The 25,111-nt window shown below is 45.6% G+C and carries 29 protein-coding genes; 21 read left to right on the plus strand and 8 right to left on the minus strand.

Annotation, left to right across the window (positions count from 1 at the left end):
- Positions 1-23: 23 nt before the first annotated feature.
- Positions 24-1,097, plus strand: a complete 1,074-nt coding sequence (locus Q9R25_RS01540) for an ABC transporter ATP-binding protein (RefSeq protein ID WP_015881213.1) — start codon at positions 24-26, stop codon at positions 1,095-1,097.
- Positions 1,097-2,047: an ABC transporter ATP-binding protein gene (locus Q9R25_RS01545; protein WP_074037423.1), complete on the plus strand. Its 951-nt coding sequence runs from the start codon at positions 1,097-1,099 to the stop codon at positions 2,045-2,047. The genes Q9R25_RS01540 and Q9R25_RS01545 overlap by 1 nt, the downstream gene beginning before the upstream one ends.
- A gap of 76 nt (positions 2,048-2,123) precedes the next feature.
- On the opposite strand, the gene Q9R25_RS01550 is transcribed toward Q9R25_RS01545, so the two are convergent.
- Positions 2,124-2,657, minus strand: coding sequence for an HD domain-containing protein (locus Q9R25_RS01550; RefSeq protein ID WP_074037421.1), 534 nt, complete (start codon positions 2,655-2,657; stop codon positions 2,124-2,126).
- A 222-nt stretch (positions 2,658-2,879) separates the two neighbouring features.
- Between Q9R25_RS01550 and Q9R25_RS01555 the strand changes: the two genes are divergently transcribed.
- The 4 genes from Q9R25_RS01555 to Q9R25_RS01570 all read left to right on the plus strand — a co-directional run bounded on the left by Q9R25_RS01555 (position 2,880) and on the right by Q9R25_RS01570 (position 5,717).
- On the plus strand, positions 2,880-3,017 hold the full coding sequence (locus Q9R25_RS01555; RefSeq protein WP_015881216.1) for a hypothetical protein: 138 nt from the start codon (positions 2,880-2,882) through the stop codon (positions 3,015-3,017).
- A 177-nt stretch (positions 3,018-3,194) separates the two neighbouring features.
- On the plus strand, positions 3,195-3,593 hold the full coding sequence (gene spxA / locus Q9R25_RS01560; RefSeq protein WP_015881217.1) for a transcriptional regulator SpxA: 399 nt from the start codon (positions 3,195-3,197) through the stop codon (positions 3,591-3,593).
- A gap of 171 nt (positions 3,594-3,764) precedes the next feature.
- Positions 3,765-4,421, plus strand: a complete 657-nt coding sequence (gene mecA / locus Q9R25_RS01565; protein ID WP_015881218.1) for an adaptor protein MecA — start codon at positions 3,765-3,767, stop codon at positions 4,419-4,421.
- 63 nt (positions 4,422-4,484) lie between these two features.
- Positions 4,485-5,717, plus strand: coding sequence for a DUF2254 domain-containing protein (locus Q9R25_RS01570; RefSeq protein WP_311282730.1), 1,233 nt, complete (start codon positions 4,485-4,487; stop codon positions 5,715-5,717).
- A gap of 38 nt (positions 5,718-5,755) precedes the next feature.
- Here Q9R25_RS01570 and Q9R25_RS01575 read toward each other — a convergent pair whose 3' ends face one another.
- Positions 5,756-6,481, minus strand: coding sequence for an SDR family NAD(P)-dependent oxidoreductase (locus Q9R25_RS01575; protein ID WP_311282731.1), 726 nt, complete (start codon positions 6,479-6,481; stop codon positions 5,756-5,758).
- Between the two features lie 83 nt (positions 6,482-6,564).
- On the opposite strand from Q9R25_RS01575, the gene cls reads away from it, so the two are divergent.
- Genes cls through pepF form a run of 3 tightly spaced genes read left to right on the plus strand, consistent with a single transcriptional unit; the run spans position 6,565 to position 10,969 of the window.
- Entirely contained in the window at positions 6,565-8,076 is a 1,512-nt protein-coding gene (cls, locus tag Q9R25_RS01580) for a cardiolipin synthase (protein WP_015881221.1), read from the plus strand.
- 12 nt (positions 8,077-8,088) lie between these two features.
- Complete coding sequence (locus tag Q9R25_RS01585) at positions 8,089-9,144, plus strand: competence protein CoiA (RefSeq protein WP_215244086.1); 1,056 nt, start codon at positions 8,089-8,091, stop codon at positions 9,142-9,144.
- Positions 9,145-9,166: 22 nt separating this feature from the next.
- On the plus strand, positions 9,167-10,969 hold the full coding sequence (gene pepF / locus Q9R25_RS01590) for an oligoendopeptidase F (RefSeq protein ID WP_311282732.1): 1,803 nt from the start codon (positions 9,167-9,169) through the stop codon (positions 10,967-10,969).
- Positions 10,970-11,173: 204 nt separating this feature from the next.
- Here the strand turns inward: pepF and Q9R25_RS01595 are convergent, their stop codons facing one another.
- Together Q9R25_RS01595 and Q9R25_RS01600 are read right to left on the minus strand one after the other, a co-directional pair.
- Positions 11,174-11,947, minus strand: a complete 774-nt coding sequence (locus tag Q9R25_RS01595; protein ID WP_196430467.1) for a DsbA family protein — start codon at positions 11,945-11,947, stop codon at positions 11,174-11,176.
- A gap of 86 nt (positions 11,948-12,033) precedes the next feature.
- On the minus strand, positions 12,034-12,615 hold the full coding sequence (locus Q9R25_RS01600) for a CYTH domain-containing protein (protein WP_196430468.1): 582 nt from the start codon (positions 12,613-12,615) through the stop codon (positions 12,034-12,036).
- A gap of 109 nt (positions 12,616-12,724) precedes the next feature.
- Here Q9R25_RS01600 and yjbM point away from each other — a divergent pair, with 109 nt between their 5' ends.
- From yjbM to Q9R25_RS01615, 3 genes are read left to right on the plus strand one after another with little or no spacing between them, the layout of a single operon-like run.
- Positions 12,725-13,369, plus strand: coding sequence for a GTP diphosphokinase (gene yjbM / locus Q9R25_RS01605; RefSeq protein WP_214684573.1), 645 nt, complete (start codon positions 12,725-12,727; stop codon positions 13,367-13,369).
- Positions 13,370-13,381: 12 nt separating this feature from the next.
- Positions 13,382-14,179 carry an NAD kinase gene (locus tag Q9R25_RS01610; protein ID WP_196430470.1) on the plus strand — a complete coding sequence of 266 codons (798 nt, stop codon included), beginning with the start codon at positions 13,382-13,384 and terminating at the stop codon, positions 14,177-14,179.
- 3 nt (positions 14,180-14,182) lie between these two features.
- Positions 14,183-15,046: an RluA family pseudouridine synthase gene (locus tag Q9R25_RS01615; protein ID WP_311282733.1), complete on the plus strand. Its 864-nt coding sequence runs from the start codon at positions 14,183-14,185 to the stop codon at positions 15,044-15,046.
- A 35-nt stretch (positions 15,047-15,081) separates the two neighbouring features.
- Here Q9R25_RS01615 and Q9R25_RS01620 read toward each other — a convergent pair whose 3' ends face one another.
- Positions 15,082-16,248, minus strand: coding sequence for an FtsW/RodA/SpoVE family cell cycle protein (locus Q9R25_RS01620; protein WP_031421494.1), 1,167 nt, complete (start codon positions 16,246-16,248; stop codon positions 15,082-15,084).
- Between the two features lie 149 nt (positions 16,249-16,397).
- Between Q9R25_RS01620 and fabI the strand changes: the two genes are divergently transcribed.
- Both fabI and Q9R25_RS01630 read left to right on the plus strand, forming a co-directional pair.
- Entirely contained in the window at positions 16,398-17,171 is a 774-nt protein-coding gene (fabI, locus tag Q9R25_RS01625) for an enoyl-ACP reductase FabI (protein ID WP_074037406.1), read from the plus strand.
- Positions 17,172-17,254: 83 nt separating this feature from the next.
- Positions 17,255-17,443 carry a hypothetical protein gene (locus Q9R25_RS01630; protein ID WP_015881231.1) on the plus strand — a complete coding sequence of 63 codons (189 nt, stop codon included), beginning with the start codon at positions 17,255-17,257 and terminating at the stop codon, positions 17,441-17,443.
- Between the two features lie 2 nt (positions 17,444-17,445).
- On the opposite strand, the gene Q9R25_RS01635 is transcribed toward Q9R25_RS01630, so the two are convergent.
- Positions 17,446-17,955 carry a YjcG family protein gene (locus Q9R25_RS01635; protein ID WP_015881232.1) on the minus strand — a complete coding sequence of 170 codons (510 nt, stop codon included), beginning with the start codon at positions 17,953-17,955 and terminating at the stop codon, positions 17,446-17,448.
- A 175-nt stretch (positions 17,956-18,130) separates the two neighbouring features.
- Between Q9R25_RS01635 and Q9R25_RS01640 the strand changes: the two genes are divergently transcribed.
- The 7 genes from Q9R25_RS01640 to Q9R25_RS01670 all read left to right on the plus strand — a co-directional run bounded on the left by Q9R25_RS01640 (position 18,131) and on the right by Q9R25_RS01670 (position 23,720).
- A complete protein-coding gene (locus Q9R25_RS01640) occupies positions 18,131-18,676 on the plus strand; it encodes a phosphatidylglycerophosphatase A family protein (RefSeq protein ID WP_015881233.1) in 546 nt (181 codons plus the stop codon).
- Entirely contained in the window at positions 18,676-19,263 is a 588-nt protein-coding gene (locus Q9R25_RS01645) for a phosphatase PAP2 family protein (protein WP_074037404.1), read from the plus strand. The genes Q9R25_RS01640 and Q9R25_RS01645 overlap by 1 nt, the downstream gene beginning before the upstream one ends.
- A complete protein-coding gene (locus Q9R25_RS01650; protein WP_214691107.1) occupies positions 19,260-19,796 on the plus strand; it encodes a hypothetical protein in 537 nt (178 codons plus the stop codon). Before Q9R25_RS01645 ends, Q9R25_RS01650 begins: the two co-directional genes overlap by 4 nt.
- On the plus strand, positions 19,789-19,980 hold the full coding sequence (locus Q9R25_RS01655; protein ID WP_074037402.1) for a hypothetical protein: 192 nt from the start codon (positions 19,789-19,791) through the stop codon (positions 19,978-19,980). Before Q9R25_RS01650 ends, Q9R25_RS01655 begins: the two co-directional genes overlap by 8 nt.
- A 157-nt stretch (positions 19,981-20,137) precedes the next feature.
- Positions 20,138-22,159 (plus strand): BglG family transcription antiterminator, encoded by a 2,022-nt coding sequence (locus tag Q9R25_RS01660; RefSeq protein WP_074037401.1) that lies wholly within the window; start codon positions 20,138-20,140, stop codon positions 22,157-22,159.
- Positions 22,159-22,425 (plus strand): PTS sugar transporter subunit IIB, encoded by a 267-nt coding sequence (locus Q9R25_RS01665; RefSeq protein ID WP_074037399.1) that lies wholly within the window; start codon positions 22,159-22,161, stop codon positions 22,423-22,425. Before Q9R25_RS01660 ends, Q9R25_RS01665 begins: the two co-directional genes overlap by 1 nt.
- A gap of 32 nt (positions 22,426-22,457) precedes the next feature.
- The gene (locus Q9R25_RS01670) at positions 22,458-23,720 is read left to right on the plus strand and encodes a PTS ascorbate transporter subunit IIC (protein WP_074037398.1); all 1,263 of its coding nucleotides are present in this window, start codon (positions 22,458-22,460) and stop codon (positions 23,718-23,720) included.
- A 48-nt stretch (positions 23,721-23,768) separates the two neighbouring features.
- On the opposite strand, the gene Q9R25_RS01675 is transcribed toward Q9R25_RS01670, so the two are convergent.
- Both Q9R25_RS01675 and Q9R25_RS01680 read right to left on the minus strand, forming a co-directional pair.
- A complete protein-coding gene (locus Q9R25_RS01675) occupies positions 23,769-24,056 on the minus strand; it encodes a hypothetical protein (RefSeq protein WP_074037396.1) in 288 nt (95 codons plus the stop codon).
- A gap of 272 nt (positions 24,057-24,328) precedes the next feature.
- The gene (locus Q9R25_RS01680; protein WP_074037395.1) at positions 24,329-25,060 is read right to left on the minus strand and encodes a hypothetical protein; all 732 of its coding nucleotides are present in this window, start codon (positions 25,058-25,060) and stop codon (positions 24,329-24,331) included.
- Positions 25,061-25,111: the final 51 nt, after the last annotated feature.

Below are 25,111 nucleotides of genomic sequence, written 5' to 3' on the forward strand. Positions count from 1 at the left end.
AAAAGAAAGAGGGGGACTCGTGCATGGAAACGATTTTATCAGTCCGAGACTTAGAGGTCTCGTTCCACACATATGCAGGAACAGTTCAGGCTGTTCGTGGTGTTTCGTTTGATTTGAAAAAAGGCGAGACGCTCGCCATCGTAGGAGAATCGGGTTCAGGTAAATCCGTTACTTCGAAGGCAATTATGCGTCTCATTCCGAACCCTCCAGGTGAAATCACGAACGGAGAAATCATGTTCGAAGGAAAAGACTTGGCGAAACTTTCGGAAAAAGAAATGCTTAAAATTCGTGGTCGCGACATCGCAATGATTTTCCAAGACCCGATGACATCGCTCAACCCGACGATGACGATTTACAAGCAAATCGCAGAAGGGTTGAAACAGCACCAAGGGTTAACGGGTGAGGATGCGAAGAAACGTACGCTCGAACTGTTGACACTTGTAGGGATTCCAAACCCTGAAGCACGCTTGAAACAGTATCCACACCAACTTTCTGGTGGGATGCGACAACGGATCGTTATTGCGATCGCACTCGCATGTAACCCAAAAGTGTTGATTGCCGATGAACCGACAACAGCACTCGACGTAACGATTCAAGCGCAGATTCTTGAACTGTTAAAAGACATTCAGCAAAAGACCGGCACAGCGATTATCTTCATCACGCACGACCTTGGTGTTGTTGCGAACATGGCTGACCGTGTTGCTGTTATGTATGCGGGACGTCTCGTTGAAAAAGGAACGGTTGATGAGATTTTCTATGAGCCACGTCACCCATACACATGGGGACTTCTCGGTTCGATGCCGCGTCCGACAGATGACCGCAATGAAGCGTTACCGGCAATCCCGGGTACGCCTCCAAACTTGCTCGATCCTCCAAAAGGGGATGCATTCGCACCGCGTAATCCATACGCGATGAAGATTGATTTTGAGAAAGAGCCACCGATGTTCCAAGTAAGTGATACACACTTCGCTTCGAGTTGGTTGTTACATCCGCAAGCGCCAGCGGTGAACCCGCCACGCGCGATTCGTGAACTCGCTCTCAAATATCGTCCAGACAGTGCGTTCGCAAAATCGTTTACGAAAGGTGGTGCTGAATAATGGAACGCGAGAAATTACTCGAGGTAAAAAACCTGAAGCAGCACTTTAAAATTGGTCGTGGCCGCGTTGTCAAAGCGGTCGACGGGATTTCATTTGATATTTACAAAGGTGAAGTGCTTGGACTCGTAGGTGAGTCTGGTTGTGGGAAGTCAACGACAGGACGTACGATTATCGGTCTCTACGACGCGACGGATGGCGATGTCGTGTTCAAAGGCGAAAACGTCCACGAAAAAAAATCGAAGGCAGACAAGTTGAAATTCAACCGTGCGATGCAAATGATTTTCCAAGATCCATACGCTTCGCTCAATCCGCGTATGACAGTCGCCGATATCATCGCAGAAGGAATCGATATTCACGGTCTTGCGAAGACGAAAGAAGACCGCATGAACCGCGTATATGACCTTCTTGAAACAGTTGGTTTGACGAAAGAGCACGCGAGCCGTTATCCACATGAATTCTCAGGTGGTCAGCGTCAGCGTATCGGGATTGCCCGTGCTCTTGCGGTTGAACCGGACTTCATCATCGCCGATGAGCCGATTTCTGCACTTGACGTTTCGATTCAAGCGCAGGTCGTCAACTTGATGAAAGAATTGCAACGCGATCGCGATTTGACGTATTTGTTCATCGCTCACGATTTATCGATGGTTAAATACATCTCTGACCGTATCGGTGTTATGTATCAAGGTCACCTCGTAGAGCTTGCAACAGCAGATCGCCTTTATGAGAACCCAATTCATGCCTATACGAAATCGCTCCTTTCAGCGATTCCGCTTCCAGACCCAGAGCATGAGCGTACACGTAAACGGATCGTATATGAATCGACATCGAAAGGTCCAGTCGGACGTTCAGATGAAGATTCAAGTATCCCGCCACTTCGCGAAGTTGAGCCGGGGCACTATGTCTCGCTCACAGACGAAGAGTACGAAGCGTATAAAGCGCAACTCGTATAACGAAATCAATCCTGACTCATTTATTGAGTCAGGATTTTTTTGCACAAAAAAATCACCTATTAAAGTAGGTGACTGATTATCCGTTCGAGATGCGTGGTAAATTAGAAAGACGTTCCACGATGGCGTCGATTAGACGGACGCGAGCTAACGCATCTTCAATTTCCATTGTCTCGTAATGATGAAGACCGCCTGGCTGCTCCACATACGTGTCCGCGTCATGGACGAGCTGTTGAAGTGGAGTTCGTTGAATACGACTCGGTGGTAGGTAGGAATCCGTGTGCAAGAGAATCATGACAGAAATCTCTTTTGCTCGGGCTGGATCTTCCCCTAAACGAATCAATAATTTGTGGGCACGTTCGGCCCCCTTAATCGCATGGATATCGTTCTGACGATACAAATCATAATTCCATTTACCTTCTGTATACCATTCATAGTGTCCGATATCATGAAGAAGCGCAGCTTTCGTCGCCAAATCTGTATCAAGACCACGTTTCGTTGCCATTTCGAGAGCGCGTTCACAGACGTCGACCGCATGTTTTAAGCCAGATCGAGTTAAATATTTTTGGGTAACCGGATGTTTCATAATCGTTTCTAAAGTGATTCTCATCATCGCTCTCCTCCTTTAAAATAAAAAGGTTATTTCTATAAACTATACAGGTTTCTTCAATTCATTGCAAATGATATCTGTGTAAATTTGAGATGAACGTGTAAGAATGATTCACATTTCACAAACGAGTGTGCTATAATTTAAATGTAGATATAGTGCAACTTCAAGATTTTCAGAATCGGTAATGCTCGGTCGGTTCCTTACGCTGTATGGGGGTGAGAGGCCATGAAAGAACGTGACAAAGTTCTGCGAGAGAAAAAGAGACTTTTGAAAGAAGTATTGAAGAAAAAGCTGAAAGACTTACAAGTCAAGCCAGGGAAAGAGACGGTGTCTCAACCGGTTTCTCGAATCCCTGCGTCTTAAGTTAGGTCGTTCAAGGTCGCATTCAACGAATGCGCCCTCTTTTCATATCTGATTGATAAAGAATATCATTGAAGTTTTGATAAATAAGAATTACTATAATTAAGTGGATGCGAATTTGGGTATACAAATAGAGTCACTTAAAAAGATGGACGCATACTCGATCAGGGAGGAAGAAAAATGGTCACACTTTATACGTCTCCAAGCTGTACATCTTGCCGAAAGGCACGGGCTTGGCTCGAAGAACATGATATCCCGTTTACAGAACGAAACATATTTTCAGAACCGCTCTCATTGAATGAGATTAAACAAATTTTACGTATGACAGAAGACGGGACGGATGAAATCATTTCGACTCGCTCGAAAGTCTTTTCTAAAATCGATGTGTCTGTTGATGCGTTATCTCTTCAACAGCTTTACGATTTGATTCAAGAATATCCAGGTCTTTTACGTCGTCCGATTCTGATTGATGAGAAACGTTTACAGGTCGGATATAACGAAGATGAGATTCGTCGATTCTTGCCACGTAAAGTTCGGACGTTCCAATTACAGGAAGCCCAGCGACTTGTGAATGAATGAGAGCATACTGTTTAAGCAGTGTGCTTTTTATTATCGATTATTTCCTATAAAATAAAGTTATAACCCTTCATCTAGATTGAACGATGTTAAAAAGGGTACAAAGATAAAAAGACAATTTCCCCTCTCCTCCTTATGTGAATTGGGAGCGAGGTGAGAAGGGAGTGGACAATCGTGAAAATTGAGCGCATCAATGATAATACCGTCAAATTTTTCATCACATACGTGGATATCGAGAAACGTGGTTTTGCTCGTGATGAAATTTGGTACAATCGAGAACGAGGCGAGCAGCTGTTCTGGCAAATGATGGACGAGGCTCACGAACGTGAAGACATCTCGTTTGATGGTCCACTATGGATTCAAGTACAAGCTTTTGAAAAAGGTCTAGAAGTGACTGTGACAATCGCGAAAAATGTAATGGACACGGAAGACGATTCTGAACTCGGTTCGCTTCTTCGATCAGCAATCGATGAGGCACGGGATCAACAATCGGTACTCGACCAATTGAGTGAGTTGGATGAACTTGAAGCCGAGGCAGATGCTTGGGCACCACTCGCGATGGAAACAAATGATTTCGAGGCAATCATTTCGCTGAGTAAACGTACAGGAGACATGTTCAGCGATCTTGATTTGAAACTATACCACTATCAAGACCGTTACTACTTGTGGATTGATTTCCCGGATGAAATGGAACCGGAAGACGAAGAGAATGCACTCAGTCTTTTAGCAGAGTATTTAACATTCAGTACACAGACGCAACCGATGCTAGAAGAGTATGGGAAACTCATTCTCGATGGCGACGTCTTTGCGAAAGTGCGTCACTATTTTTAATGGTACATCGCCTGTTCAGTTGGACAGGCGATTTTTTCAAATCGACGGTAAAGAGGTGTTGGTATGGTGAGACGAATTCGATTACTACTTGATGACAGTGCATGGTTTGTCCCATTTTTATACGGAATGGGTGGCATCGTATTAACGGCATTAACCCAAGTGTTTGGGGATTTTTTTCGTGATTTATTACCAGACTTTATTTATTTAGATCTGGACTCAGCGGCATCCGTGTTGTCTTCGACATTTACGAGCCTGATGACGATGATGACGTTCAGTTTTTCCACGATTCTGGTCGTATTGACAACATATTCTTCTCAGTTCTCTCCCCGGACGATCAATAACTTTTTGACGAACTCGTCGGCCAAGCATACGCTCGGTCTTTTCATCATGACGACGGTTTATGGGATTTCGAACTTATTCCTCGTCCGTACGGCAGATGAAGGCGTCGTGTTGTCGTCCGGGATCAGTGTGCTCTTAGTTATTGGTTCGATTTGGGCATTCGTCAAGTTCATCCAGACGATCAGTGTTTCGATTCAGGCGGAACGTCTATTGTCCGCGTTACATAAAGAAGCGCTCTCTGTCATCAGCGAGCAAAAAGATGCGATTGAGTCGGATGAGGTTCATCTCGTCCTGCCTCGATCCGTCCATTCATTCGATGGTCAAGCGGTACGAGCTCTGCGAACAGGGTACATCCGATTGTTTTTAAGAGAGAAGCAAGGAGATCAAGAAACGGACTTTGAGTCCGTCGTAGCCGTCGGGGATTTCGTTGCTAAAGGTGATTTACTCGGATTCTGGAAGGGTGAGGATGTGCCGGACATCGAGTTGTTTGAGATTGGCGAAGTTCGTTCTTCGATGCAAGACCCGTCATTTGCGGTTGAAAAATTGAGTGAGATTGCGCTAAGAGGAATCTCTCCAGGAATCAATGATCCGAACACGGCAATTCATGCGATTCATTACATCGGGGATATTTTAAGAGAACTTTGTGAATTACCAGATGGTGATTTTTTGTATTCGAACGGGAAGTCTGACTGGCATGTGAAACGAAAAACGCTTGAGACGATTCTATTTGAATCGCTATCGCCGATGCAGACTTATGCGAGCCGAGATATCTTTGTGATGGGGTCCGTGTTCGAGGCGATTCGAATGGCGCGCCTCCAAGCACATGAAACACTCGATTCGACATTTGAGGACATGATTCAATATTTTGCGGATGTGATTGATTGGGATCGTCTTCATGCGAAAGAACAGAACTATTTGCGCAATAAGATGAATCGGGCTAAAAAGATGACGACATGAGTAGAGACCACCTGTTCTAAAGAAGAGGTGGTCTCTGTTCAAGACAATGTATATCCGCCATCGACTGTGATGGCTTGGCCGTTAATGTAAGTTGAAGCATCAGTCAATAAAAATTCTACGACCGGCGCCACTTCCTCAGGATGTGCGGCATATCCCCGGAAATGGTGGGTCATCGCCTCTTTGAACTTTGCTTCGTCCCCATATAGCTTGTGACTGAGCGGTGTGTCAATCGGTCCAAAACAAACGGCATTGAATCTTACTTTTCCTTTCATTCGGTGTGCGAACGTTTTAGTTAAGGCTATTACGGCCGCCTTTGAAGCGGCATAGTGCGCGAGCATCGGTGGAAACTTGACGTGCCCAACGATGGCGGCATTGTTGACGACACTCGCTCCTTGGTCAAATAGGGGAATGGCACGTTGTGTGACGGTGTTCAGCGCATACAAGTTGACATCGAATACCTCGTTATACGACTCATGTGTCAAACGTTCAGGTGTGCCCGGTCTACCAAAAGTAGCGGCGTTATTAAATAATCCGTTCAAGGTCACACCTTGCTCTTTCAACTGAGAGAAAAGATGGTCGATGTCCTCTGTCGAAGCAAGGTCACATCGAATGAATGTGGCTTGTCCATTTGAATCAGACTCGAGAGAGGCGCCTCTTGTTTCATCCCGACCGATCCCGATGACTCGGTGCCCCTTAGCAGTCAACTGTAAAGCGACGGCGCGACCAATCCCGCTTGTCGCACCTGTGATCAGAAAAGTCCCCATAATTCATTCGCTCCCCTCAAAAAGATGACGTTACGATGTATAATTAATGATAATACATGACAGAAACGAGGTCAGCTTATAATATGTTGCGACGCATACAAGTACTCTTTTCCCTCATTTTGCTCGCAGGACTCATTGCGATATTATCGTATTACTGGAGCTCACAAGTAATTGGATTGTTCTCGATTCTCGTCTTTTTGACAACGTTCAGTATATTACTCGTCATCTTACTTGAAAATCGAAATCCACAACGTACGCTCATTTGGGCAATCGTCATGATTGGTTTTCCAGTCATCGGATTATTTGCATACTTTGTATTCGGCCAGAACTATCGACGTAAACGTATGTTCAAAGAAAAAGCGATGCTTGATGAAGAGACATACTTGGCCTATCGTCAGAAAGCGATGACGTTGTCGCCGTCTCTTATGTTCGCCCACGACGATTATGAGAAGCTGATGCATCTTACTTCTTCGTTGAACCAATTACCTGTTTCATCGAATACGTATACCCAAATCTTGACGAACGGCCGTGAAAAATTCTCGAAGTTATTGCCGGCTCTGAAAGGAGCGTCCCGACACATCCATCTAGAGTATTATATTTTTCGGGAAGATCGTATTTCTCGGGAAATACAGCGAATCTTGATTGAAAAGGCGAAGGCGGGGGTCGAAGTCCGGTTTTTGTACGATGCGGTCGGGTCCATTCATACGAGTGGCACGTTCTTTGAAGAGATGAAGCAAGCCGGTGTCCAAGTCCAGGCATTCTTTCCAGTTGTATTGCCACTCGTTTCGAGTAAGACGAACTATCGAAACCACCGAAAAATCGTGGTCATCGATGGTACCGAGGCATTCACAGGTGGCTTGAATGTAGGGGATGAGTACTTGGGTGAGCACTCTAAGTTCGGATTTTGGCGCGACACTCATCTGTATGTCAGAGGAGAAGGGGTATCTGAACTGCAACTGATTTTCTTGCAAGATTGGTATTACATGACCGGGGAACGCCTATTCACACCGTTCTATCTAGAGCCGCTTGAGACGGTAAGAAGTGCGAGCGGAGGGGTTCAAATCGTTGCGAGTGGACCGGATGAACCTTATGAGACGATGAAATCCATTTACTTTTCACTCATCAATGCTGCAAAAAAATCTGTCTACATTTCGTCACCTTACTTGATTCCGGATGAAGACATTATGAGTGCCTTAAAGACGGCATCATTATCAGGAATTGATGTCCGCATCGTCTTACCGAGTTATCCCGACCATAAAATCGTTTTCTACGCGAGTCGGTCCTATTATGAAGAACTGTTACTCGCCGGTGTAAAGATCTATCTATATGAGAAGGGATTCATGCATTCAAAAGTCATCGTGGTGGATGATGGATTAGCCACGATTGGGACGGCGAACATGGATTTTCGGAGCTTTCATTTGAACTTCGAGGTCAATGCGCTCCTCTATAACACGAACTCAGTCCATCAACTGAAACAAGACTTATATGATGATTTCGAAGGGTCACACGAACTCGTATTAGAAGAGTTCGCGAAACGGTCATTCTTTATCAAACTCGTTGAATCATTAGCCAGAATGTTTTCACCATTGCTATGAGGAGGGAGCAAGATGCGGTTTGCAATCGATCGGGAAGGGGATATCGTTGATTCCTTTACATTAAATCGGATGCAAGCAGAGCAACTTGCTCCTTTTCGATGCCCGACTTGTCAAGAAATGTTGATTGTGAAGCAAGGTGTGAAGAAACGGCTGCATTTTGCGCATATCCACACCTGTGGGAGAGCTGAATCGGTCATGCATCATCAGGATAAATGGGCAATATGCCAGTGGCTTCAAGAGAATGGCTATCCTGTCGAGCAAGAAGTGACGATTAAGAATCGTCGGGCTGACATCCTCACGAACATGGACGGGCAGCACACCGTGTTCGAAATTCAGGCGTCTCCTTTACGACCTGGAGAATACGCCGAACGAACGAATGATTATCGACGAGCGGGGTTTGATGTGGTTTGGATTGCGAGCGGTCTCGATTTGAGAAGCAATCAATCGTTTCAACCATGGATGCGTCTAGAACTTTTTCAGCGACATCGGTTATTGACTGTGAAAAATGGGAGATTGTTACGCTTCAATGGATTTCCGATTTCGATCAAGTATGGAATCGGAAACTGGGAAATCTCATCTTCAGTGAACACGTCACCGTACGAAGCCTATTATCGGTTCGATGCTTTTGAATGGATAGAGATGATTCGTCGTAAACGCATGTTGCCGATTTATCCGTCTCCGCTAAATCGACGGCTCATATTGAATCGGCTCTATCCACTTGGTCTGTTACCCGGATTATTACCGACCGCCTGTTACCTTCCGCTTTCATCGCTTTGGGGAATCCGTGTACATCCGATTGATTTTCAGACCGTGCATTATTTGAATCGATACGAGTCACCGCGCGATTCCGTGGAATGGAGTATTCAAAAAACATGTCGACAATTTGGAGTGACACCGACAAGCGACTTTTCCCAGTCATTTCATGTACAATGGAAACAACTCTTGAATGCGAGTCGTCTATCCTGTGATGTCAGGTCATGGCCGCATCCAAAGCATTACGAGGAGGCCAGACATCACGATACACGTTTGTTTCAAGGACTTCAGCGATTGATTTTACAATCGACTTAATCATCGAAAAGGAAGTGGACGTATGTCAGAGGTATTGACTAGACAGCAAGTTCCAGTGGAAGAAACATGGAACTTAGAAACCATCTACAGCAATGACGAGGCTTGGGAATCGGATTTTCAAGCGTTAAAAGAGAAAGTGCCGGCATTGATTGGATTTAAAGGACGCCTTGGGGAGTCGGCGGAAACGTTGCACGAAGCGTTGCAACTTCGGGACGATCTCTCACGTCAGTTACATAAGCTATATACGTATGCTCATATGCGCTATGACGAAGACACGGCGAATAGCCATTATCAAGCATTGAATGATCGTGCCGGCTCACTTGCGTCTCAAGTTTCAGCACAACTCGCGTTTATGACACCTGAGTTGCTCTCGATTGATGAGAATCAGATTGAAGCCTTCATGGAGCAGAATGAGTCACTTCGCGTTTATCGTCATGCATTCGATGAGTTGGCACTAGAGCGTCCACACGTGTTGACGGAGGCGGAAGAATCGATTTTGGCACAAGCCGGAGATGTGCTTGGTCAATCGAGCTCGACGTTCGGTATGCTCAACAACGCAGATTTAAAATTCCCGAAAGTGAAAAATGAAAAAGGGGAAGAAGTTGAGTTGACGCACGGTCGATATATCACGTTCCTTGAATCGGCTGACCGAAGCGTTCGCGAAGGGGCGTTTAAAGCGATGTACGGGACGTACGCGCAATATTTGAATACGTTCGCTTCAACATTATCTGGAAGTGTGAAGAAAGATAACTTCTATGCGACTGTCCGTAAGTTTGAAAGTGCAAGACAGTCCGCGCTCCATCATAATGCGATTCCGGAGTCTGTATACGACGGGCTTGTAGAAGCGGTAAACGAACGACTCGACTTGTTACATCGTTATGTCGCGTTGCGTAAGCGAGCGCTCGGCTTAGATGAGTTGCATATGTATGACCTCTACACACCACTCGTCAAAGATGTCGAAATGAAAGTATCGTATGAAGAAGCGAAACAATGGATGGTAGATGGTTTGGCACCACTCGGAGAAGAGTACGTCCAAATCGTCAAAGACGGTCTCGATTCGCGTTGGGTCGACGTTCGAGAGACACGCGGTAAGCGTAGCGGTGCTTACTCCTCGGGAGCATACGATACGCAACCGTTCATCCTGATGAACTGGCAAGATAACGTCAACAACTTGTTCACGCTCGCACACGAGTTCGGACACTCGGTGCATAGTCATTACACGCGCGCATCGCAACCATATCCGTATGGCGATTACTCGATCTTCGTTGCAGAAGTGGCATCGACGACGAACGAAGCTTTGTTGAATGACCATTTGTTGAAAACGAGAACAGCGAAAGAAGAACGTCTCTACTTGTTGAACAATCAGCTTGAAACGTTCCGTGGAACATTGTTCCGTCAAACGATGTTCGCTGAATTCGAACACATGATTCATCAAGCTGCTCAAGAAGGCGTATCGCTCACTCCGGAGTACTTAAATGAAACATACCTCGAGTTGAACAAACGTTACTTCGGAGACGAGATTGTCATCGATGAAGAGATTTCATATGAGTGGGCGCGCATCCCGCACTTCTATTACAACTACTACGTCTATCAATATGCGACAGGGATTTCGGCATCTGCTGCACTGTCACAACAGATCATGGAAGAAGGGGAGCCAGCCGTGCGTCGTTATATCGATAACTTCTTGAAGGCGGGTTCTAGTGACTATCCGATCGAGGTGTTGAAGGCGGCTGGCGTCGATATGACGACGAAGGAGCCGGTATTAAAAGCGCTCGATCAGTTCGAAGTGGTTCTTGATGAAATGGAATCATTATTGTTCTCGTGAACAATATGTGACAATATGCACAAAGAGGTTGTCAGATGATTCTGCACTAGGTATATTATAAGTGTGAAATCAATCACAAACCCCTTTATTGACCGTAAACTTTCTCCCATCTTGTAGGCCTTCCCCGGGCCTCAAGGTTCGATGTCTCTTGTCCCCGCTTGAGACGTCAAAAACCCCATGGCTCCCCGGCCATGGGGTTCTTTTTTATTTCGTTTGAGCCCACGCTTCACCGCTACATCCTGGCACAGGACGGCAACGCTGTTGTAGGGAGAGCTTCTTCAATTCGCGTTCAATCACTGTCTTCTCTAAGTCTAGAATGTACGATAGCTCTGTGATGGTCGAAGCATCATAGCGTGCCAACACTTTGGCTACATCCCAATCGGTCGTACGGCTCGGTGCATAACCTAACAATTCAGTCATGACCGATTGATAGACATCGTACGGATAAACCCCTTCAATCTTCAATGCTTCATCGCGCGTCACGAATGTGAGTGCGGGCAATGACTCAATCTCCCAATCTTTCAACACTTGATGGTCGACAGCTAATGCATTCAAGAGCTGGTTCGATTGAAGATCGGCTTCGAGTTCACTTAAATCAAGGCCATACTCTTCGAAAGAACGTGCGATTTCCCATAAATCGATTGAACCGAGTTGTTCACCAGAGAATAGATCATTCACATGCAAATGACGCAAGAAGCGCATCGCATGACGTTTCCCTTGTAATTCCAGCGCTTTAATCATGGTGAGAAGGCGAACTTCTTCCTGACATCCGCCAACACAGCTAGGAACGGTAGAGACCATTCGAAAACGAATCACGTGTCCGTATTCAATCTCTAACTTTTTGATCAGTGTCATCACATGAAAGTTCTCAGGACTTGAGATGTCCATGAAATAGAATAACTCCAATGGCTTATACGTTACTTGAATAGGAGTTTCTTCCAGTGAACAGGATGACCCATTACATTGTTCAAGTTCCATTTGTGTCGCCTCCTCTCGTCAAAAAACTCATTTAACTTTGTAAACTCATTGTAGCAACGAAAAAAAAAGGTTGGCAATGTATCTGCTCAACCTTCCAACCGACTTATTTTTAATTCCATGAATCGGACGATTTTATTTTTAGCGGGACGATAGGGGAGACCATGTTTTTCAAGAAGTCCTTCGAACGCACGTTTTCCCTCTTCTTCATTCGTCACTTCAAATTCTATTTCATAGTCGGTCGTCTCCAAATAATGGCTTTCGTCCAAAACGAGGAGACCGTCTTCTGTCTGGAGCTCTGCCCGGTTCGTCTCGAGTCGACCGAGATGCTCAAGCGGTTCATTTAGCTGAAACGGAGCCAATGCCTGCTTCATTTGCTCGTCATGAATGATTCCATACTTAAACAAATCCTCAGCCTCATCTTCTGTAATTGTGGCGTGTGTCTCAAGTAAGCCGACCTCGTTGGGTTGCTTTAACGTCAGCACTTGACCATGTTTCTTCTCGCGAATGCGAAGTGCTGCCCCGTTCGCTTTTAGCTGAAAGGAAGGGGTGTCGAAATAATCATTCGCCTGCCAACGAACTTGGTCATCAAGCTGATAGGCACGTAGGAGTGTCTCATACTCGTCTTTCGTCAACATTGATTTAAATTCAATTTCCACTTCTTGGGTCATGAATCATCGCTCCATTCTATGAACAATTGTTCGTTTATGATACCATACAAACGGATACATACGGAAAGGACGCGTTTTTTCCGGAAAAGAACGAAAGTGGTGACAGCGTATGCAATCAATGAACTGGGATCAGTTTTTAGTACCGTATCAAATCGCGGTAGACGAGTTGAAAGTCAAATTGAAAGCCGTTCGAAAGCAATTCAAGTCCCAAAATGACCATTCTCCGATTGAATTTGTCACAGGTCGAGTGAAGCCGGTCGGGAGCATTCTCGAGAAAGCGAAACGAAAAAATATCGCTGACCATGAATTGGCGACGGATATGCAGGATATAGCGGGATTACGAATCATGTGTCAATTTGTCGATGATATCGTTCACGTCTTGGATTTGCTACATCGTCGAACAGATTTTAAAATAGTGGAAGAACGCAATTACATTACCCATCAGAAAGACTCGGGCTATCGATCGTATCATGTCATCATCGAGTACCCGGTTCAGACGATTCAAGGTGAAATCCCTACGCTCGTTGAAGTGCAAATCCGCACGCTTGCGATGAATTTCTGGGCCACGATTGAGCACTCATTGAATTATAAATATGATGGTGACATGCCTCTTGAAGTTCAGGAACGATTGAGACGTGCAGCCGAGGCGGCCTTTTTACTCGATGCCGAGATGAGCCAACTCCGCGTTGAAATTCAGGACGCCCAGCAGGTGTTTCGGGATAAAGAGATGAACGTGAAAACGGACGAAGACTAGGGGGAAACCGATATGCAGTTTGCGATTGTATCGAGGGGAGATACGCGATCAGCGGAGATCGCCGAGGAACTGACTCAAAAACTTCAAGCCGCCGGGCATACATTATCGGAACAGCCCCGAATCGTAGTATCGGTCGGAGGGGACGGGACGATGTTACAGGCGTTTCATAAATACATCGACCGACTCGATGAAACGCTACTTGTCGGGATTCATACCGGGCATCTCGGCTTTTATGCCGATTGGCAACCGGATGAGTTGGATGAATTGACCGAGATGATCACGAGCGAATCGTTCGAGCCGGTCTCCTATCCGCTCGTTGAGGTGCTCATTGACTATGAGGACGGGGAGACTGATCGTCGACTGGCGATGAATGATTGCACGATTAAGAACTACAAGCGAACGCTCGTCTGTGATTTATCGATTCGAGACGACTACTTTGAAACGTTCCGTGGAGATGGATTATGTATTTCGACACCATCGGGTTCGACCGCCTACAATAAGGCACTCGGTGGAGCAATCGTTCACCCATCGATTGAAGCCATTCAAGTGACTGAGATGGCTTCAATCAACAACCTAGTGTATCGAACGATCGGTGCACCGCTTCTCTTACCAAAACACCATCAAGTGAAAATCAAACCGCACACGAAAACCGAATTTGAATTGGCGTTTGACCATCAAGAAGCGTTGTCCTGGTCGGATGTCGTCTCGATTCGATGTGCGGTCGCAAAAGAAAAAGTGACGTTCGCTCGCTTCCGGCCCTTCCCATTCTGGCGCCGAGTTCGCGAATCGTTCATCGAGGAAGGAAAGTAACGAATGCAAGGGTTTACGATTCGTCGCGTTGTGGAGAAAGCCGTCCCACTTCGCGACTTTTTAATGCAAGATATGGGGATTTCTCGAAAGATGCTCACACTCGTGAAGCATGAAGGGGATATTGAAGTGAATGGCATGCACCGCACCGTAAGACATGAACTCGAACCAGGGGATGAAGTGATGGTGCGATTCCCGCTTGAAGCCCCTTCACTCGACATGGTCGCCTCAGATCGTCCTATTCGAATTCTGTATGAAGATGATACGCTGTTGGCGGTCGATAAACCGGCAGGGATTGCCACGATTCCATCACGACTACATCCGACCGATACACTTGCGAACGCTGTACTCGGCTATTATCAACGCATCGGTCTGTCATCTGCGATTCACGTGATCAATCGGCTCGATCGCGACACGAGCGGTGTCGTCTTGTTTGCAAAGTATGGATTTATTCATCATCGATTTAGTGAACTTCAGAAAGCGAATGGATTGGTACGTACGTATAAGGCATTGGTCGAAGAAGAAGTGACACCACAAACGATTGATGCACCGATTGGGCGTGCCGAGAACTCGATTATGGAGCGAGTCGTGACAACTGAGGGACAACGCGCCATCACGCATATCCTCGCGTGTCAGCCATTTGAGAGCGGCTCGTTATTGACGATTCGACTCGAGACGGGACGGACCCATCAAATTCGCGTGCATTTGCGCCATATTGGTCATCCGCTCATTGGGGACTCCATGTATGGGGGAACGACTCGTATGCCCCGTCACGCCCTTCACAGCGCGTCTGCGCGATTCATTCATCCGATGACAGGGGATGAGATTCAGATTGAGGCGCCAATTCCGGATGATTTTCGAACTATATAAAGAAATCCCTCAAGGTAAAACCTTGAGGGATTTTGTCAATCATCATCAAACATATAGGTTTTTGATTTAGAGGCCACGTTCATGACGAGACCGATGGCAATCATGTTCATGATAATCCCTGTTCCCCCGTAACTGACGAACGGGAGGGTAAGTCCAGTGATCGGCAAGACACCGATTGTCATACCGATGTTTTGGAACACTTGGAACGTGAACATGGCGATGACACCGGTGACGATATAACTTCCGAACGCGCTACTAGACTCTAACGCAATGTGAATCATCCGATAGAGGAATAAGAAGAAGACGATGATCACGAGAGCTGCGCCAATGAACCCATAGTGTTCTGCGATAACAGCAAATATGAAGTCCGTTTGAGATTCCGGTAAATAGACGAGACCCTGGCCGTATCCTGCTCCGAACATCTGTCCAGAACCAATCGCCTGTAGCGATTTGATTAATTGGAATGCCAGATCATCTGAATATTCGTAAGGATAAATCCAGGCCTGGAAGCGGTTGAGGGCGTGTCCAGGTACGAATGCTTGTAAGACTTCGAAATGGGCAAAGAACAGATACATGAATGTGCCGATGGTCAAAGCCGCAGCGCTGAAGAGACCAAGAAGCCACTTCCAACCGATTCCCGAGACAATGATGATGGCGCCGAGCATCGTCATCAGAACGAGCCCGGTCCCTAAGTCCGGTTGTGTCACAATCAGCCCGAGCGGCGGGATGGCGACTAGTACCAGTTTCACGAGGAGCCATGTATCGAGTTGTGACGATCCGTAACGTTTATTGTGCTCATAGACGATGGTCGACATAGAAATCAATAAAAAGAGCTTCATGAATTCGGCTGGCTGGAAACTGAATCCAGGCACGTTATACCAACCATACGCCCCGTTGATGTTCGGTACGAGCGACGTGTCACGTAACGGAATCAGACCGACGAGCAGAAGTAGACCGAATGCGTATAAGTACCAATGGATTTTCCGGAGTTGCTCATATTCAATCGTCATGATCGCGAACATTGCAAAAAAGCCGATGACATAACGAATGCCTTGTTCAAGAGCGAAGTTGATATGTTGAAGTCGCGTTGGCAACATCGGTTGAGCGGTATAGATTGCACCGAGACTGATGATCATCAATAGGAAGACGATGGTCAACAGTGTCGTATCTAAACTTTTAAAATATGATTGTATACGGTTCATAATGGAGTCGAATCACCCTTTCTATACGTATTTTATCTTACCGCAACTTAAAAAAATCGCAATACGTAACGAGTCGGTTGACAAAACAGAAACCTTTCTGTAATCTGAGAACAGATATTATCACCAGGTACTAAAAAGGGGAGTTTATGATGTCAATTTATCCAACATTAACGAATAAAACGTACGTCGTCATGGGGATTGCCAACAAGCGCTCGATTGCATGGGCGATTGCCAAAACGCTTGATGAGGCAGGGGCGAAGCTCGTGTTAACGTATGCGGCAGAACGATTCAAATCGGGTCTCGAGTCACTCGCGAGTGAGTTGAAACAAGAAGCGATTCTACTTGAGTGTGATGTGACGAATGACGAAGCGATTGATTCAACATTCCGTTCGATTCACGAACAAGCTGGCGAGATTCAAGGAATCGCGCATTCGATCGCATTTGCTGACAAAGAAGCATTGCGCGGTGAGTTCTCAGAAATGACACGTGGTCAGTTCGCGCAGGCATTAGACATCTCAGCATATAGTTTGACGGCAGTTGTGAAAGCGGCGAAGCCTTACTTCGCACAAGACGCCTCGGTGATCACACTCACTTACCTCGGCGGCGAGCGTGTCGTTCCGAACTACAACTTGATGGGTGTCGCCAAAGCGGCACTTGATTCGAGCGTCAAGTATTTGGCGAACGAATACGGTCCACATGGTGTGCGTGTCAATGCTATCTCGGCGGGGCCGATTCGTACATTGTCAGCCAAAGGGGTTGGTGATTTCAACAGTATCCTTTCTGAGCTTGAACAGAAGGCGCCATTGCGTCGAAACGTTTCGGCGGAAGAAGTAGCTTCGACAGGCCTCTTCCTCCTCTCGGGGATGGGAAGTGGCGTGACCGGCGAAGTCATTCACGTAGATAGCGGATACCATATTTTATAAGTTTGGGGAATGGCGCAGTGATGCGCCATTTTTGTATTACCTCGTGAATAAATCGGGTAAGGACCTATGAAGGAGGTCAGATCATGGGTCCCTATCAGATTGATTTTACTGTCGTACAATACGTCAACCGACAAGTCCAGCCATCAGGTCGAGCAAGCATCGAACCGGTGACACGAATCAAACGTGTCCAACGAATCCGACCTCGACGTGAAGAATGGCTTGAAGAAGAGCAAGAAAAAAACCCCGGTCGCTATGTCGACCGGAGCATATAAGGTTAGCCTCGGAAACGGAACGTCTCATAGACGTTCCATGTTTCATTTTCGAGTTCATACATGACGGCCATGCGAGTGATCGTCTCTTCGAAATGAACCTGCTCCATACGCATACGTTCGAGGACGTCGAACAGCTCGGCATCGGTCAAATCTTGACCAATCGTGATGTGCGGCAAGAATTCATATTTCGGTGTTTGGTTGAGCACACCTTCATGCAGTCGTTGCTGAAGAGTCGACAAATCACGTGTCGGTAACACTTTTAAATACAAGACATTGTTCGTCGGTGCGAAAGACCGGACGCCATCGACTTTCAACTGAATCGGTTTAGTCGAATCCGCAACTTGTTGCAAGTACTCGAGTACTTTCGGCAAGTCTTCTTCTGACACCTCTGTCCGCTCTTTAATGGTCACGTGAGGTGAAATCAACGCATATTTTGTGTCATAGCGTTTTCGATAAGAGTTCGCAAAATCTTGCACTTGTTTAGACGGAAATAAGACTACCCCAATCTTCATTCCTCTTCCCCCTTTAATCGTTTAACCTACATGTTAATGATGACCGATTTAATGTGGGAAGTCAAAGCAGGGTTCGTCTTTTTTCAATTTTTCAGTATAATGGTTATATCATATAGAGAGACGATGACTCTCTGAACGAAGGGATGTGAAGCGGGATTTCGATCCTGCGCCTATTATGAAACACGTACCACACTCACGTGATGTCCGAGAAGCGGCTCGTGCTCGTTTGCTCGAACGCGGGGTCACAATTGAATCGATTGCTGAAATCGTATACCAGATGCAGGCACCCTATTCGCCGCATCTTTCTCTAAAAGATTGTATGGATTCTGTCGAGGCGGTTCTTGATAAACGTGAACTACAACATGCGATTCTCGTGGGATCAGAGCTCGATATGTTGGCTGAAAAAGGGCAATTATCTGAACCGCTTCTGTCGATTATCGCCTCAGACGAAGGTTTATTTGGAGTGGACGAGACGATTGCGATCGGTGCCGTCAACACATATGGTTCGATTGCCGTTACGACTTTCGGATACTTAGACAAGGCAAAAATCGGTATCATCAAACAACTCGACACGAAGATGGATGATGGGCAAGTGCATACGTTCATGGACGATCTCGTCGGTGCCATCGCTGCCAACGCTTCAGGACGATTGGCGCACCGGTTACGAGATATGGTCGATTTCGGAGAAGAAGAGATGCGTGAAAGAAAAGGGTTGTATTGATGAAGTGGACACCGCAGATGGTGGTCATCACCGGGACGGTCGCATATGTGATCGTGTCGGTGTTTGTCGTTTTAGGGGCGGTCGATCCGATGAACACATTCGTATATGAATGGTTACAGCCGCTACCGGATCGAGTGTTTGCCTACGTGACAGAGCTCGGGAGTGCACAAGTCATTGTGGGACTCTCCATATTAGGATTGTTGTTCTGGTATTGGCGTGGGGACCGTATCGAAGCGTGGCGCCTAGCGCTCGTCGGAATCGGGACACTTCTGTTTACTCAAGTGCTGAAGCTCGTCTACGGAATCGACCGACCGCTCATTGATGCATCACTCGATGCAACGACATACAGTTTTCCGAGCGGACATGCCTCAGGATCGCTTGCACTATATGGATTGACAGCTTATGTACTGTATCGAAAGAAACAGTCGAGAGTCGTCATCTTCATTCTCTTGTGCCTCGTCCTTGCGGTCTCGCTCAGCCGAGTCATCTTAAACGTTCATTACTTTAGTGATGTGCTTGGCGGTTGGCTCGTTGCGTTGACGATGATTGCATTGTCTGAATGGATCATAAGGAGGAGAACGGTTTGATCGTTGTGGTAGATGTAGCAAAATGGTTATTCGTTCAAAAGAAAGAAGCTGATGATGCATCAGTTCCCACGATATTAGTGGAAAAAGATAGAGAAGGGGCGACATGGTTCACCTCGATGAAAATTTTGTTCCAGTTAAAGAAATGGACGGGTCGACGTCGTTTTGTTCCCCTTTTACTGTGTGATGAGCACACCTATCGTTCATATGAAGTTTTTCATGTCGATGCTGTGCCGTCGTTGGCTCTACTCGACGGGGGGCGGACGTTACTAGTGGACAATAAAAGAGATGAGTCATTTGATGTTGTGATACGGGAAAGCGGATTGGAAACAGAAAAATCGATTTTATTGTTCGCGCTTCAGTATATTGAACAGATGACGAATGAATCAGTCGTTTTTGCCGGAGATGAGTCGATTGAGGCGACGCGGATCGTCCCGACAGCATTGTTGGATAAGGCGGACCGCTTAGAATCAGGACGTCGTCTATTTGAATGGATGCATGATGAAGACTTACGTAAGGAGAATCAACATGACTGATTGGGAAATGACATTTCAACAATTATTGGACGAACAAGTGGATGAAGTGAACGTGCCACGCGAAGATTTTTTATCCGTTCGAACCATTTTGATTGAGAAAGGCTGGCTCTTTCAAGTAGTAGGAGAGGCCAAGCATGGTGGCGTGACGATTTATCGCAGAAACCCGGTCACTGCGAATTCATAATGGCAAGAGACGAATGAATATAAAGATTCACTCGTCTCTTTTTTATGCATTCATGAAGAGACAGAAGTTTGTGGGCGAAGTTCCCAAAAGTCAGTCGTAACCGCTTACATTTTGTGATTGATTTCGTTTTATACTACAGGTGTAGGAGGCCTCTACTATGCAACTGAATGAAAAAAGTAAACGAATCTTAAATGTCATCTTGCATGAAAAGCAAATGACACTAGACACCTTGACGATGATGCTTCCATATTCTCGACGGACAGTCGAATATGAATTGGAACGTATACAAGAATGGCTCGTCGGAAACGGACTATCGAATTTGAAGATGGACGGAACAAAAATAGAATTGACCGTGACAGAGGCGCTAATCGAGCAAGTCGAGCGCGCCGAATTAGTCTGGTCAGAAGAAGAACGAGAGCTTGTCATCACGCTATTCGCGATGACCCAAGTCGAATTTCTATCCAGTTTTCATTTTCAGCACCTATTAGATGTTTCCAAGTATACGGTCCAAGAAAGTTTGAACACCGTTAAAAAGCAGGCGGCCCAATTCGGGATTGATTTTTCTTATACGAGGAAAGAAGGATATCGGTTCAACGGTCATCTCCAAACGGTCGCATTATACGTGTACCGAACAATTGAACAATTGCTTGAGAAGTCAACGTTCGCTCAATTACTCGATTTATGTTTCGATTCTTGGCAAGTTGAGTTTATGGAACGGATCGGACAGATTGAACATTTTGAAAACTTGAATCAGTTTCAGTTTGTCGAAAGCCATCGTGAAAAATTAGCATATTTTCTGATGATTGGGTCTAGGTTATCACCTGACGCATATGTTCAAGATGACGATTCCTGGTTGACAGAAAAAGTCGATGCATCAATCCGAGACAATTTTGAAGATGTTCCACAGCTGTGGGAGACATTGATGATGTTAATTCAAGGTGGTTCAAAAGTGTCGGAAGAAATGGATGAGCTGGTACAGCAAAATCTTGCGTCTATCATGATTGAGGTGATTGAGCGCTTTGAAGGTTTGAGTTGTACACGTGTAATCGAACGCGAAGCGTTATGTGAAAAACTAGTCCTCCATGCGAAAGCGACGCTCAATCGTGTCCATACCGAAATTATGCCGTCAGATGAATTGGAACGATATGTGATGAAGGAGCACCGTGTACTAAATGTAATTGTCGACCGCTCTCTCGACCCGATTCGAGACCAAATTCAGACGAAAATTCCAAGTTCAGAAGTCATGTATTTCACTCTTCATTTTGCGGCCCATCTTCATCAACAGGGGCAACATCTAGATGAAAAAATGAAAGCGATTGTCGTATGTCCAAGCGGAATTAGCGTTTCGCATATGCTCGATCACATTTTGAAAAATCAATTTCCTGACTTTGTATTTCTGCCACCAATTTCGCAAAGGGATGTCTTGGAGTTTGCACCGCTTGTCGATTTGATTTTTACGACGGTGCCATTGCCGCTAGCGGTTCAACAACAAGCACACGTGACGCTTGTTCCGACACTACCGACAAGGCTAGAACAGCTTGCCTTAAAGCGCCAAATCCAACAGCGCTTCATCGCAAATGGGAGCGTCGCCCGAATGGAAGTCGCAGATATTCTCGAAGTGGTGAAGAAATATGCAACAATCCATCAAGAAGCGCAACTAAGAAAAGAATTGAAACATCTGCTACAAGATGAACCGATGAAAGATGAATGGAAAGGGGGACAACCCGTGCTAAATCAACTCGTAACAAAAAAAGAAATCCAACTTGACGATCAAGTATCGGATTGGCAGGAGTCCATTCGTCTCGCGGCCAAACCACTTGTTGATAATGGAACAATCGAATCTCGTTATGTTGAGACGATGATTGAGAACGTCATAGAACATGGTCCGTATATCGTGCTCATGCCACAAATTGCAATCCCTCATGCGAGACCGGAAGATGGTGTAAATCACCTTGGGATGAGTGTGCTGAAGTTAACAAAACCTGTATTCTTTCCTGGAGAGAAACCGGTTCGTGCTTTCTTTGTCCTAGCGGCAATCGATCAAACGACTCATTTAAAAGCCCTTGCACAGTTGACCGAGCTATTAGGAAATGAACAGGACGTGTCACTTCTTTTAGAAGCAGACACAGTAGACGATATTGTTGAGGTACTCAATCGCTATTCAGAGGAGGAAGAATAATGAAAAAGATTTTAGTGGTATGCGGTAATGGATTAGGCTCGAGCTTTATCATGGAATTGAACGTAAAAAAAGCACTCGAACAAATGGGGAAAGAGGCGGATGTCTCTCATACAGACCTGGCGACGGCACGAACTGAACCAGCAGATATTTATCTCGGAGCTCAGGATATCATCGGAACGTTAGATGATGGTTCAAAAGAAATCGTCGCACTCGAGAACGTGATGAATATTGAAGAAATTAAATCAAAACTAGATGGAAAAGTTTAAGATAGATGAAATTTTATTAGGGGGGAACGCTCATGCTTGATTTGATTATGCGAGATATATTGGGGACACCTGCCATATTGGTTGGACTGTTCGCTTTGATTGGGCTCGTTCTACAGAAGAAAGATATTGCTTCAATCGTCTCTGGTACATTGAAGACAATCATGGGGTTTGTGATTATCGGGGCGGGTGCCGGCGTCATCATTGCGGCACTCGACATATTCGGACAGATGTTCGACGAAGCGTTCAGTATCCGAGGGGTCATTCCGAACAACGAAGCGATCGTTGCGGTTGCGCAAGATGCGTTTGGTGTCGAAACGGCAATGATCATGGTGTTCGGTATGGTTATGAATATCGTGCTCGCACGTATCACGCCATTTAAATACATCTTCTTGACAGGTCACCATACGTTATTTATGGCAAGCTTACTAGCAGCAATTTTATCCGTATCAGGACTCGATGGTACGTTATTGATCATCGTCGGATCGGTATTGCTAGGACTCTGTATGGTCTTATTCCCGGCACTCCTTCAACCTTTTGTACGTCAAATTACTGGCTCTGACGATTTTGCAGTTGGACATTTCGGGTCACTCGGATACTTTGTTTCAGGGACAATCGGAAAATATGCGGGAAACAAAGAGCATTCAACCGAGCAGATTCAAGTACCGAAACAACTTGGTTTTTTACGTGATACGTCGGTAGCAGTTTCGTTGACGATGACCTTACTCTTCGTGGTCGTCGCAATCTTTGCCGGTCCTGCGTTCATTGAGACAGAATTATCAGATGGGTCGAACTATATCGTCTTCTCTATCATCCAAGCCATTACTTTTGCAGCGGGCGTGTATATCGTACTTGCGGGGGTTCGCATGTTGATTGCCGAAATCGTACCTGCCTTTAAAGGGATTGCTGATAAGATGGTTCCGAACGCAAAACCTGCGCTCGATTGTCCGACAGTTTTCCCGTTTGCACCAAACGCTGTCATTATTGGATTTCTTGCAAGTTTTGCCGCTGGATTATTTTCGATGTTTCTATTACCGTTGTTTGGTTTGGCGGTCATCGTCCCGGGTCTCGTACCTCACTTCTTTACAGGAGCGACAGCGGGAGTATTCGGGAACGCTACGGGTGGACGTCGAGGAGCGATTCTTGGATCGATTGCTAACGGAATTCTGATTAGTTTCTTACCGGCTTTGTTACTTCCGCTATTAGGGAACTTAGGTTTTGAAAGTACGACGTTTGGAGACTCTGACTTTGCTATTGTGGGCATTCTAGTCAGTTGGCTCGTTTCATTGTTCTCATAATGTGAAAAATGAGGTCTTTCTCCCATATGGAGACAAGACCTCATTTTTTTACGCGTTCGAAGCGAGTTTGATTTTTTGTCGTTTCATCTTGTGTAGTAACCAAGCATAGAGGACTTCACAAGAATTGTGAGGAAGGATCAGCTCCACCAAAGGGTGAGCGTGACCAAATATAGTGAAGCGCGAATGGTCTTCGTCGAGCAGAGAGACTTGAATATCCGTCGCATCCTGTAGTGAAATGCGCTGTTCTCCTGCGTGAGCATCTTTAAGTTTCAGCATTTTTCCATTCGTCGCAAACTTGGTGAACGATGAGACTCCTTGTACTTTCAGTTGTTCCATTTCGTGTATCTATCCATCGCGTGATGAATAGATTTTCACCTCGCTTTCTCTATATTGCCTTCCATTCCTCCAGAAGGTTATTCCTAGTATAACGCCTCGTTCGAAAAAGAAAAGTGTTAATTTAACAAAAAATTAAGACAATTTGTTATCAATTTTTAAGAATAGCGTTCAACCCTGTCTAGCATAGGAATAAGGTTGAAACAATCGGTCTGAAAATAACAAAAAAGAACCCCGTTTTCAGAGGTTCGCATCTATTGGCTACATGTATGACCTTATAATCGCTCAATCTGCCATGTACGACGGCGATACAACAACTGTCCTTTTAAGGCGATGGATTCTTTCTTCGCATCGAAGTCCTCTTCAAGAACGGACATGTCTTCATAGCGACCCGCTACATAGAATGAGATGACGATTTGGCGATTGAACAAACTGCGTTTCGTATGATCGAAATCGATGATCAGACCTTGAGGTGCCAACTCGAGTAATTCATCAATGACAGGAAGTGGAATCGGAACAAAACTGATGTTACGAATATCACGATCAAGTTTACTTTGCAACATGTTTTGAACGAAACGATTGATTGTCGACCAATCGCGAATATAAAGACTGCTATGTCGATCGTTTGCTTCATTGAAGAACACAATCTCATTATCGAGCGAATCCAAGAACGGCTTCTTGATTCCGCGTTCCATATGACTTAAAAACAAGATTTCTGCAATTTCATGATCGGACAGAGTTTCGAGCGTGTTGTAGTCCGGAAAATCGATCGCTGTGAATGTTGTTTGGTTATTCAAATACTTAGACGAGAACGAAGATAGTTCATGCGCTTCAATATAACGAAAACGCGACCTCGAGGATTGTCTCATCCCTTTGATATCCGTTCGACAAATAATCATCGGTCTCGTCACGGAAAGCGCTTCTGTTACATCCGCCAACGTCACACCATGGAGTGTGAAGCGTTGGACGTCCCGGTCTTGCTTCAAATAAAAGAGTTGTTTTGACATATGGTATCCCCTCAGTTTGACATACTACGATTATAGTAGCAAAAACACATG

The organism is Exiguobacterium sp. BG5(2022) (genome assembly GCF_031844365.1).
Lineage (GTDB): Bacteria > Bacillota > Bacilli > Exiguobacteriales > Exiguobacteriaceae > Exiguobacterium > Exiguobacterium profundum.

Excerpts from the sequence above, each read along its gene's own strand:
- Q9R25_RS01615 (WP_311282733.1), top strand. The coding sequence starts at position 14,183 with ATGCAAGGGTTTACGATTCGTCGCGTTGTGGAGAAAGCCGTCCCACTT.
- Q9R25_RS01635 (WP_015881232.1), bottom strand. The coding sequence starts at position 17,955 with ATGAAGATTGGGGTAGTCTTATTTCCGTCTAAACAAGTGCAAGATTTT.
- Q9R25_RS01675 (WP_074037396.1), bottom strand. The coding sequence starts at position 24,056 with ATGGAACAACTGAAAGTACAAGGAGTCTCATCGTTCACCAAGTTTGCG.
- pepF (WP_311282732.1), top strand. The coding sequence starts at position 9,167 with ATGTCAGAGGTATTGACTAGACAGCAAGTTCCAGTGGAAGAAACATGG.
- spxA (WP_015881217.1), top strand. The coding sequence starts at position 3,195 with ATGGTCACACTTTATACGTCTCCAAGCTGTACATCTTGCCGAAAGGCA.
- Q9R25_RS01620 (WP_031421494.1), bottom strand. The coding sequence starts at position 16,248 with ATGAACCGTATACAATCATATTTTAAAAGTTTAGATACGACACTGTTG.
- fabI (WP_074037406.1), top strand. The coding sequence starts at position 16,398 with ATGTCAATTTATCCAACATTAACGAATAAAACGTACGTCGTCATGGGG.
- cls (WP_015881221.1), top strand. The coding sequence starts at position 6,565 with ATGTTGCGACGCATACAAGTACTCTTTTCCCTCATTTTGCTCGCAGGA.
- Q9R25_RS01670 (WP_074037398.1), top strand. The coding sequence starts at position 22,458 with ATGCTTGATTTGATTATGCGAGATATATTGGGGACACCTGCCATATTG.
- Q9R25_RS01645 (WP_074037404.1), top strand. The coding sequence starts at position 18,676 with ATGAAGTGGACACCGCAGATGGTGGTCATCACCGGGACGGTCGCATAT.
- Q9R25_RS01575 (WP_311282731.1), bottom strand. The coding sequence starts at position 6,481 with ATGGGGACTTTTCTGATCACAGGTGCGACAAGCGGGATTGGTCGCGCC.
- Q9R25_RS01585 (WP_215244086.1), top strand. The coding sequence starts at position 8,089 with ATGCGGTTTGCAATCGATCGGGAAGGGGATATCGTTGATTCCTTTACA.
- Q9R25_RS01610 (WP_196430470.1), top strand. The coding sequence starts at position 13,382 with ATGCAGTTTGCGATTGTATCGAGGGGAGATACGCGATCAGCGGAGATC.
- Q9R25_RS01600 (WP_196430468.1), bottom strand. The coding sequence starts at position 12,615 with ATGACCCAAGAAGTGGAAATTGAATTTAAATCAATGTTGACGAAAGAC.
- Q9R25_RS01630 (WP_015881231.1), top strand. The coding sequence starts at position 17,255 with ATGGGTCCCTATCAGATTGATTTTACTGTCGTACAATACGTCAACCGA.
- Q9R25_RS01640 (WP_015881233.1), top strand. The coding sequence starts at position 18,131 with ATGAAACACGTACCACACTCACGTGATGTCCGAGAAGCGGCTCGTGCT.
- Q9R25_RS01570 (WP_311282730.1), top strand. The coding sequence starts at position 4,485 with ATGGTGAGACGAATTCGATTACTACTTGATGACAGTGCATGGTTTGTC.
- Q9R25_RS01545 (WP_074037423.1), top strand. The coding sequence starts at position 1,097 with ATGGAACGCGAGAAATTACTCGAGGTAAAAAACCTGAAGCAGCACTTT.
- yjbM (WP_214684573.1), top strand. The coding sequence starts at position 12,725 with ATGCAATCAATGAACTGGGATCAGTTTTTAGTACCGTATCAAATCGCG.
- Q9R25_RS01595 (WP_196430467.1), bottom strand. The coding sequence starts at position 11,947 with ATGGAACTTGAACAATGTAATGGGTCATCCTGTTCACTGGAAGAAACT.
- Q9R25_RS01665 (WP_074037399.1), top strand. The coding sequence starts at position 22,159 with ATGAAAAAGATTTTAGTGGTATGCGGTAATGGATTAGGCTCGAGCTTT.
- Q9R25_RS01655 (WP_074037402.1), top strand. The coding sequence starts at position 19,789 with ATGACTGATTGGGAAATGACATTTCAACAATTATTGGACGAACAAGTG.
- Q9R25_RS01555 (WP_015881216.1), top strand. The coding sequence starts at position 2,880 with ATGAAAGAACGTGACAAAGTTCTGCGAGAGAAAAAGAGACTTTTGAAA.
- Q9R25_RS01660 (WP_074037401.1), top strand. The coding sequence starts at position 20,138 with ATGCAACTGAATGAAAAAAGTAAACGAATCTTAAATGTCATCTTGCAT.
- Q9R25_RS01540 (WP_015881213.1), top strand. The coding sequence starts at position 24 with ATGGAAACGATTTTATCAGTCCGAGACTTAGAGGTCTCGTTCCACACA.
- Q9R25_RS01550 (WP_074037421.1), bottom strand. The coding sequence starts at position 2,657 with ATGATGAGAATCACTTTAGAAACGATTATGAAACATCCGGTTACCCAA.
- Q9R25_RS01680 (WP_074037395.1), bottom strand. The coding sequence starts at position 25,060 with ATGTCAAAACAACTCTTTTATTTGAAGCAAGACCGGGACGTCCAACGC.